The sequence below is a fragment of the Azospirillum brasilense genome (assembly GCF_003349955.1).
Lineage (GTDB): Bacteria > Pseudomonadota > Alphaproteobacteria > Azospirillales > Azospirillaceae > Azospirillum > Azospirillum brasilense_B.
Window position 1 is genome coordinate 64,445 of record NZ_QLKQ01000033.1, and the last position, 7,268, is coordinate 71,712.

The following is a 7,268-nucleotide window of genomic DNA, read 5'->3' on the forward strand; positions in this document are numbered from 1 at the left end:
ACCCCTATCAGTGTGTTAACATTTCGGCAACCAGCCGGGCGGTCCCAGACCTTTGTGGGAAAGGGCCTTCGCAGAAAATTGTTGCGAAGGCCCCGGTCCTTTGCACTCTGGCGTGCATGCCGGTCAAAGACCCTTCCGCCTTGGCGACCCGGTTCGGAGCGCTCTCTCACCCCTCTGCGGTCATCGCCCATGACGCGGAGGTGTTCCACCGCGCCGTTCTCCGCAACGATCCGCGCAACGCCGACGCTTTGCTCGGCCTCGGCGTTCTGTGTCTGGGCGCCGGGCGCGCCGGCGAGGCGGAAGCGCTGTTCCGGGCCTTGGTATCGGTCCGTCCGGGGCCGGAAGCCAGCTATCACCTTGGCCTTGCGCTGACGGCGCTGGAGCGGCCGGATGCCGCGGCGGCTTACCGGCAAGCCCTGGTCTTCCGCCCCGGCTTTCCGGAGGCGCTGTGCAACCTCGGCGCCTGTCTCAACGCGCAGGGGCGACTGGACGAGGCCGGGCGGATCTACCGCCGGGTTCTGGTCATCCGGCCGGACCATGCCGAGGCGCTGTCGAATCTCGGCCTGATCCGTCAGGGGCAGGGGATGCTCGAGCGCGGGGTCGCGGCTTTTTGCCGCGCCCTGGCGGTCCAGCCCGGCAACCCGGACATTCTGTACAACCTCGCCCTCGCGCTGGGCGCGCAGCGGCGGCTGGACGAGGCCGCCGCCGCTGCGCGCCGCGCCGTGGCGATCCGGATCCTCCACGCGGATGCCCTGTCCGCGCTGGGCAATCTGCTGCGGGAGCTGGACCGTCTTCCACCGTCCATCGCGGCGCAGCGGAACGCCATCCTCCTCCGGCCGGACCATGCGGAGGCGTTGAACAGCCTCGGCAACAGCCTGCACGATCTGGGGCGGCTGGACGAGGCGGTCACCGCCTACGGCCGGGCGGTGGCGAGCCGCCCGGACTTCACGAACGCCCATTGGAACCGCGCGTTGTCCCGGCTGCTTCGCGGAGACTTGTCCCGCGGCTGGGACGATTACGAGTGGCGGCTGCGCCAGGAGGGCTTCCAGGCGGTGGGGGGACCCTTCCCGCAGCCGGTGTGGCGGGGGGAGGACTCCTCTCGGGGCACGCTCCTTGTCCATGCCGAACAGGGCTTCGGGGATACGATCCAGTTCATCCGCTACGTTCCGGCCGCCGTGGCGCGCGGGTGGCGCGTTGTGGTGGAGGGGCCGCGCCCACTGCTCCGCCTGCTCGGCTCCCTGCCGGTCCCGGCTGACCGCGTGACACTGGTGGCCAAGGGCGATCCCCTGCCGCCCTTCGACACCCATTGCCCGATGCTGAGCCTGCCGCGCGCCTTCCGCACGGAGTTTGGGACGATTCCGGCGCCCATCCCCTATCTGGGCGCCGATCCGGAGCGGGTCGCGGCCTGGGAGCGGCGGTTGCCGCCCCGCAAGGCGGACACCGATCCGCAGGGTGGCCTGCGGGTCGGCATCGTCTGGCAGGGCAACCCGCAGGCGGCGGTCGATCGCGGGCGCTCCGTGCCGCTTGCGGATTTCGCGCCGCTTGCGCGGGTTCCCGGCGTGCGGTTGGTCAGCCTGCAGAAGAACCACGGGTTGGAGCAGCTCGACCGATTGCCGGACGGCATGACGGTGACGGTGCTCGGGCCGGATTTCGACGATGGACCGGACGCCTTTCTCGACACCGCGGCGGTGATGATGGGGCTGGACCTGATCGTCACCTCCGACACGGCGGTCGCGCATTTGGCCGGCGCCCTCGGCCGCCCGGTCTGGCTGGCGTTGAAGGCGGTGCCGGACTGGCGGTGGCTGATGACGCGGGAGGACTGCCCTTGGTACCCGACCATGCGGCTGTTCCGCCAGACGAGGCCGGGGGACTGGCGCCCCGTCTTCGCGCGGATGGCCGGCGAACTGTTCCAGATCATGATGGCGAGGGCGATGCGGAAGACGGGAATTCTTGTGGAAACCGCACCGGGGGAACTTCTGGACAAGATCTCCATCCTGGAGATCAAGCTGGAGCGAATTCACGATCCGGTCAAACGGCGCCATGTGGAAACCGAGCACGGCATCCTGACGCGGACCGCGGAGCGGCATATCCCGGCCGTTGCCGAACTGCGCGAGTTGGCCACCGCTTTGAAGACGGTCAACACGGCTCTGTGGGAGATCGAGGACGCGATCCGCGACTGCGAGCGGACTCAGGATTTCGGGCCGCGCTTCATCGAGCTGGCGCGGGCCGTGTACCGGATGAACGACCAGCGCGCCGCCATCAAACGGCGGGTCAACGAACGGCTCGGCAGCGCGCTCGTCGAGGAGAAATCCTATGCGGCCTATTGAGGCCATGCATGAGGACAAAATATCGGGGAGGATCGACCATCGTGATACTGGAGCGGGCGAAGGGATTCGAACCCTCGACCCCAACCTTGGCAAGGTTGTGCTCTACCCCTGAGCTACGCCCGCGCCGCTCCAACGAAGGAGGCAGGGAGATACCGCACCGGCCCGACGGAAAGCAAGCCCTCTGTTCGGCTTTCGCTTGGTTTTTTCGCTTCGGGGGAGTCCGTTCGCTTTCTCTTGCGCATTGGAATGACATGTTAGGCTTAAAGTTATACCCCGCTCAATGCTGTTGACTTACCGGCGCCGACTGTGGAAATTTCCCCTCACAAAACAAAGGCCTTGAGGTCTGGGGAGGAAATCAGAAAAAAGCGATGCTCCAAGAGCATCAGGCTGCCGCGCCGACCTCGTGTCCGGGCGCGGCTTTTTTTTTGCCCATGCCATTCTTTTGAATGAACACCGGTAATACCACTCGGGACGGTTGACGGACGGGCTTTTCGGCCCGTCCGCTTTCGTGGAGCGGCTGCGTCTTAAAGGGTGATGCCGCCGGCCTCCAGACAGGACCCGAGCGTCAACGCCTCGACGGTCGTCCGTCCGGCGCGGAGTTGCGCGCGCAGCCCCTCCTCCATCCGCTCGCGCTCCGCCGCCTTGGCGAGCGTCGCGGCGGCCTCGGCCTGGGGCACCACGACCACCCCGTCGTCGTCGCCGATCAGGATGTCACCCGGCATGACCATCACGCCGCCGCAGACGATGGCGGTGTTCACGTCGCCCGTGGGCTGGGTCTTGGTGGTGCCCTTCATGCTGGTCCCCCGGCAGAAGACCGGGAAGCCCATGTTGCGGATGGCCACGGCGTCGCGCACGCATCCGTCGATCACCAGCCCGGCCATACCGCGCTGCAGCGCTGCCTCGGTCAGCACGTCGCCCCAGGGACCGGCCTCGGTCATGCCCTTGAAATCGACCACCAGCACGTCGCCCGGACGGGTCAGCGCCATGGCGGCGTGGATCATCAGATTGTCGGTGGGGCCGGCAGACACGGTCACCGCGGTGCCGAACAGCGTCATGCCTGGATAAAGCGGCTTGATCGGAAAGGACATGGCGCCCTTCTTGCCCATCGCTTCGTGCAGTGTGGCCGGTGACTGGCCACGGAAGGACGCGACCAGATCGGGGGCGGGACGGGGGAACTCTTTGACGACGGTCATCGGGGAGGCACCTTTCACGGCATGAAGACCGCCCACCCCTTGGAAAACGGGGCGGGCGGGGCGAAGGAAAAGGCTCGGGACTCACTCGTCCTTGAAGGCTTCGTCGCGGCGGCGGCGCACCGCCGGCATTACCATCACCAGCAGCAGCAGGGCGGCGACGGCCAGCAGGCTGCCGCTGATCGGGCGGGTGGCGAAGACGGTGGGGTCGCCGCCCGACAGCAGCAGGGCGCGCCCCAGATTCTCCTCCAGCAGGGGCCCCAGCACGAAGCCCAGCATCAGCGGCGCCGGCTCGCAGTCCAGCTTGCGCAGGACGTAGCCCAGGACGCCGAACAGGGCCATCAGCAGGACGTTGAAGGCGCTGTTGTTCAGCGTGTAGGTGCCGATGCAGCAGAAGACCAGGATGGCCGGGAACAGATAGCCGTATGGCACCCGCAGCAGCCGCACCCACAGGCCGATCATCGGCAGGTTCAGGATCACCAGGATCACGTTGCCGATCAGCATGCTGGCGATCATGCCCCAGAACAGTTCCGGCTGCTTGGCCATGATCTGCGGCCCCGGCGTGATGCCGTGGATGGTCATGGCGCCGATCATCAGGGCCATGATGGCGTTGGGCGGGATGCCCAGGCTGAGCATCGGGATGAAGCAGGCCTGCGAGGCGGCGTTGTTGGCTGCTTCCGGTGCCGCCACCCCCTCGATGGCGCCCTGGCCGAAGCGCTCCGGGTGGCGGGATACCTTCTTCTCCAGCGAATAGGCGGCGAAGGAGCCGAGCGTGGCCCCGCCACCGGGCAGGATGCCGAGAAGCGCCCCCATCACCGTGCCGCGCACCGTCGCCGGCCAGGCCTGGCGGATATCCTCGCGCTTCGGCCACAGGCTGGCGATCGGAGCGGTGGTCCGCCCGGCGCCTCCCGTCTGCTCCAGGCTGGCGATGATCTCGGCCAGCCCGAACAGGCCCATGGCGAGCGGCACGAAGTCGATGCCGTCGTAGAGCTGCGGCAGGCCGAAGGTGAAGCGCGTGTCGCCGGAATTCACGTCCGTGCCGACCATGCTGAACAACAGGCCCAGGAGGATCATCGCGATGGCTTTCACGACCGACCCGTGGGCCAGCGTCACCGCCCCGATCAGGCCGAGCAGCATCAGCGACACGTACTCCGCCGGCCCGAAGGCGAGCGCCACCCCGGCCAGCGGCGGGCCAGCCACGGCGATCAGAACCGTGGTGGCGAGCCCGGCGAACAGCGAAGCGAGCGCCGCCGTCGCGAGCGCTACTCCGGCCCGGCCCTGCCGCGCCATGGCGTGGCCGTCCAGACAGGTGACGACGGAGGAGGATTCGCCGGGCAGATTCACCAGGATGGCCGTCGCCGAGCCGCCATACTGAGAGCCGTAGAAGATGCCGGCCAACATGATCAGCGCGCCGACCGGCGGCAGGTGAAAGGTCAGGGGCAGAAGCATCGCCACCGTCGCGGTGGGACCCAGGCCGGGCAGGACGCCGATCAGCGTGCCGATCAGAGCTCCGCCGAAGCAGAGCAGCAGATTGTCCGGGGACAGCGAGACCGACAGGCCGAGCAGAAGGTTGCCGATCAGGTCCATCACGGCGACACCCACAGGGGCCACACCCGCAGGGGCAGGCCCAGCCCCCAGACGAACAGCGCGACGCAGCCCACCGCCAGGACGCCGCCCAGCAGCGCCAGCGGAACCGGGCGCAGCGGCTGTCCGGCCAGATTGCCCAGGCCCACCAGGATCAGCACCGCCGGCACCAGCCCCAGAGTTTCGACCGCTCCGGCGAAGGCCAGCACCGCCGCCGTCACCCCGAGCAGCGGGCGCCAGCCCCAGGACGGCAAGGCGGCGCCGTGGTTCAGCAGGCTCCGGCCGGTCACCATGGCGCCGGCCAGGACCATCAGTATTCCGATCATCCGCGGGAAGAAGCCGGACTGCACGTAGGCAAGCGTTCCGGTCGGCCAGTCGCGCCCCATCCACAGGGCGATCAGGCCAAAGGAGGTGATCAGCAGGCCCGCAGCCAGATCCTGCGGTGCCCGCCCCGGAATCCGGAGCGGCCGTTCACCGACCGTTGCGTTCCGGGGGGCACCTGGGGCGGTGCCAAACGGTGCTGGGGACGGGCCACGGGAGGGAGCGGCCACGGAAGAGGATTGGCGGAGGTTTGGGAAGGGCAGGCTCGGCATGTGGCTTCCACAGCTTTCAGGGGACGGCTTTCGGAAGGGGGGATTCCGGCTGCGGTTGGCGGCCGGTTGTTTATGCAAGCATAAAGATAAAATTTAACGGGAAACTCCCATTGATCGTTATCTCTTTATCCTATCCTGATTACCATGAAGAGCAATAGCGGCGAAACAACTCATCAAAATGAAGAAAGATCGTGCGTTTCGATCGGAAACCGCTCGCTTTGTTGATCGATAAGTCCCTTAACGGTTGATGAGTGTTTTCGAATGAACGCCGGATCGGCGAAGCCGAGCATCGCCTTTTCATGTGCCTTGCCTCGGGGGTGGCCAGCCGTTACCCAGGACGCGCCGCCAATGAGAGCCCGGCGATGAGGAGACACAGGGATGACGCGCCGCCTGCGCCCATGGACCGTGCTTGAAAGCCGCGAATTGCTCGACGCCGATCCGTTTCTGAAAGTCTATGTCGAGACGGTGGAACTGCCCGACGGGCGGGTCATCCGGGACTACTATCAGTTCGACATGCCGTCCTTTGCCTGCATCTTCGCCGAGACGGAGGACGGGCGCATCATCGTCTACCGCCAGTACCGGCATGGCCCGCGACGCGTGAACCTGACCTTTCCCGGCGGCCATCTGTCGCCGGGCGAAGAGCCGCTGGAGGCGGCCCGGCGCGAGCTTCTGGAGGAGACTGGCTTCGCCTCGGACCACTGGACGGCGCTTGGCGGCTACACGGTCAACGCCAACCAGGGCGGGGCGGTGTCCCATATGTTCCACGCCACCGGCTGCCGCCGGGTCACCGATCCCCTGTCCGACGATCTGGAGGAAACGGAGATCCTGTTCATGACGCGGGAGGAACTGCTGACAGCCGTCGGACAGGGCGAGATCGCCCTGCTCACCCAGATCGCCCTGGTCAGCATGGTGTGGCAGAACGACATCCGGACGGTGCTCAGCCACCAATCTCGCTGACGCGGCTTCGCTTGCCGCCGTGCAGAAAACTGTCTTCCCCGACCAAACGGGAGCTTGGCCTTATTGACCTTTGTCAAAAAATGAGTATGTCTTCGGAATACATGGACTGTTTACGCACTGTTAATCAAATCGGTCCATAAATGGCTTCACCAAGTTCTCTTGGTTTCCTCCCTCCCAGAACTAGGCTGCGCCTCACCGGCTGCAGCCTTTTCTTTTTCCGGACACTGTCATCCGAAGGGATTTGGTCGGGGGCAGCAGGGGGCGGCGTCTTTTCCGCGAAGGCGGATCAACAGGGGCTTGACCTTTGCTGCGTTGCAGCATAAATTGACTCCCGGATGCCCTTTGGGCGTTTCCTCCCTAGACTTGAAGGCCGCGCCGTCCTGGCTGCGGCCTTTTTCTTTGCCCAAGCCATGCAAGGAAGGCAAAGCGGCGCCCATTGCGCGGGACGGCGTGGCCTCTCGGTGCTCCTCAAAACAAAACCAGCCGCCCGGCGGGGTGCCGGGCGGCTGGTTCTGCAGTCCTTATGGCCGTTTAGAAGAAAGCGGCGCGCAGATCGTTGACGAGGTCGGTCTTCTCCCAGGAGAAGCCGCCGTCGGCCTCCGCCTCGCGGCCGAAAT

Annotated in this window: 6 protein-coding genes and 1 tRNA gene; 3 read left to right on the top strand and 4 right to left on the bottom strand. The window is 66.4% G+C overall.

What is annotated here, in order from left to right:
• The first annotated feature begins 140 nt into the window (after nucleotides 1–140).
• Nucleotides 141–2,327 (top strand): DUF6165 family protein, encoded by a 2,187-nt coding sequence (locus DXK32_RS16075; protein ID WP_162801196.1) that lies wholly within the window; start codon nucleotides 141–143, stop codon nucleotides 2,325–2,327.
• A 48-nt stretch (nucleotides 2,328–2,375) separates the two neighbouring features.
• On the opposite strand, the gene DXK32_RS16080 is transcribed toward DXK32_RS16075, so the two are convergent.
• From DXK32_RS16080 to DXK32_RS33130, 4 genes are all read right to left on the bottom strand, one after another.
• Nucleotides 2,376–2,450, bottom strand: a tRNA-Gly gene (locus DXK32_RS16080).
• A 401-nt stretch (nucleotides 2,451–2,851) separates the two neighbouring features.
• Nucleotides 2,852–3,520, bottom strand: coding sequence for a 4-carboxy-4-hydroxy-2-oxoadipate aldolase/oxaloacetate decarboxylase (locus DXK32_RS16085; protein ID WP_114859433.1), 669 nt, complete (start codon nucleotides 3,518–3,520; stop codon nucleotides 2,852–2,854).
• Nucleotides 3,521–3,601: 81 nt separating this feature from the next.
• Nucleotides 3,602–5,104 (bottom strand): tripartite tricarboxylate transporter permease, encoded by a 1,503-nt coding sequence (locus tag DXK32_RS16090; RefSeq protein ID WP_162801197.1) that lies wholly within the window; start codon nucleotides 5,102–5,104, stop codon nucleotides 3,602–3,604.
• Complete coding sequence (locus DXK32_RS33130; protein ID WP_282184588.1) at nucleotides 5,104–5,559, bottom strand: tripartite tricarboxylate transporter TctB family protein; 456 nt, start codon at nucleotides 5,557–5,559, stop codon at nucleotides 5,104–5,106. Before DXK32_RS33130 ends, DXK32_RS16090 begins: the two co-directional genes overlap by 1 nt.
• Nucleotides 5,560–6,072: 513 nt before the next feature.
• On the opposite strand from DXK32_RS33130, the gene DXK32_RS16100 reads away from it, so the two are divergent.
• Nucleotides 6,073–6,651 (top strand): NUDIX hydrolase, encoded by a 579-nt coding sequence (locus tag DXK32_RS16100; protein ID WP_114859435.1) that lies wholly within the window; start codon nucleotides 6,073–6,075, stop codon nucleotides 6,649–6,651.
• Between the two features lie 297 nt (nucleotides 6,652–6,948).
• Nucleotides 6,949–7,268, top strand: a 320-nt coding sequence (locus tag DXK32_RS32690) for a hypothetical protein (protein WP_205215730.1), incomplete at its 3' end; no start/stop codon positions are given.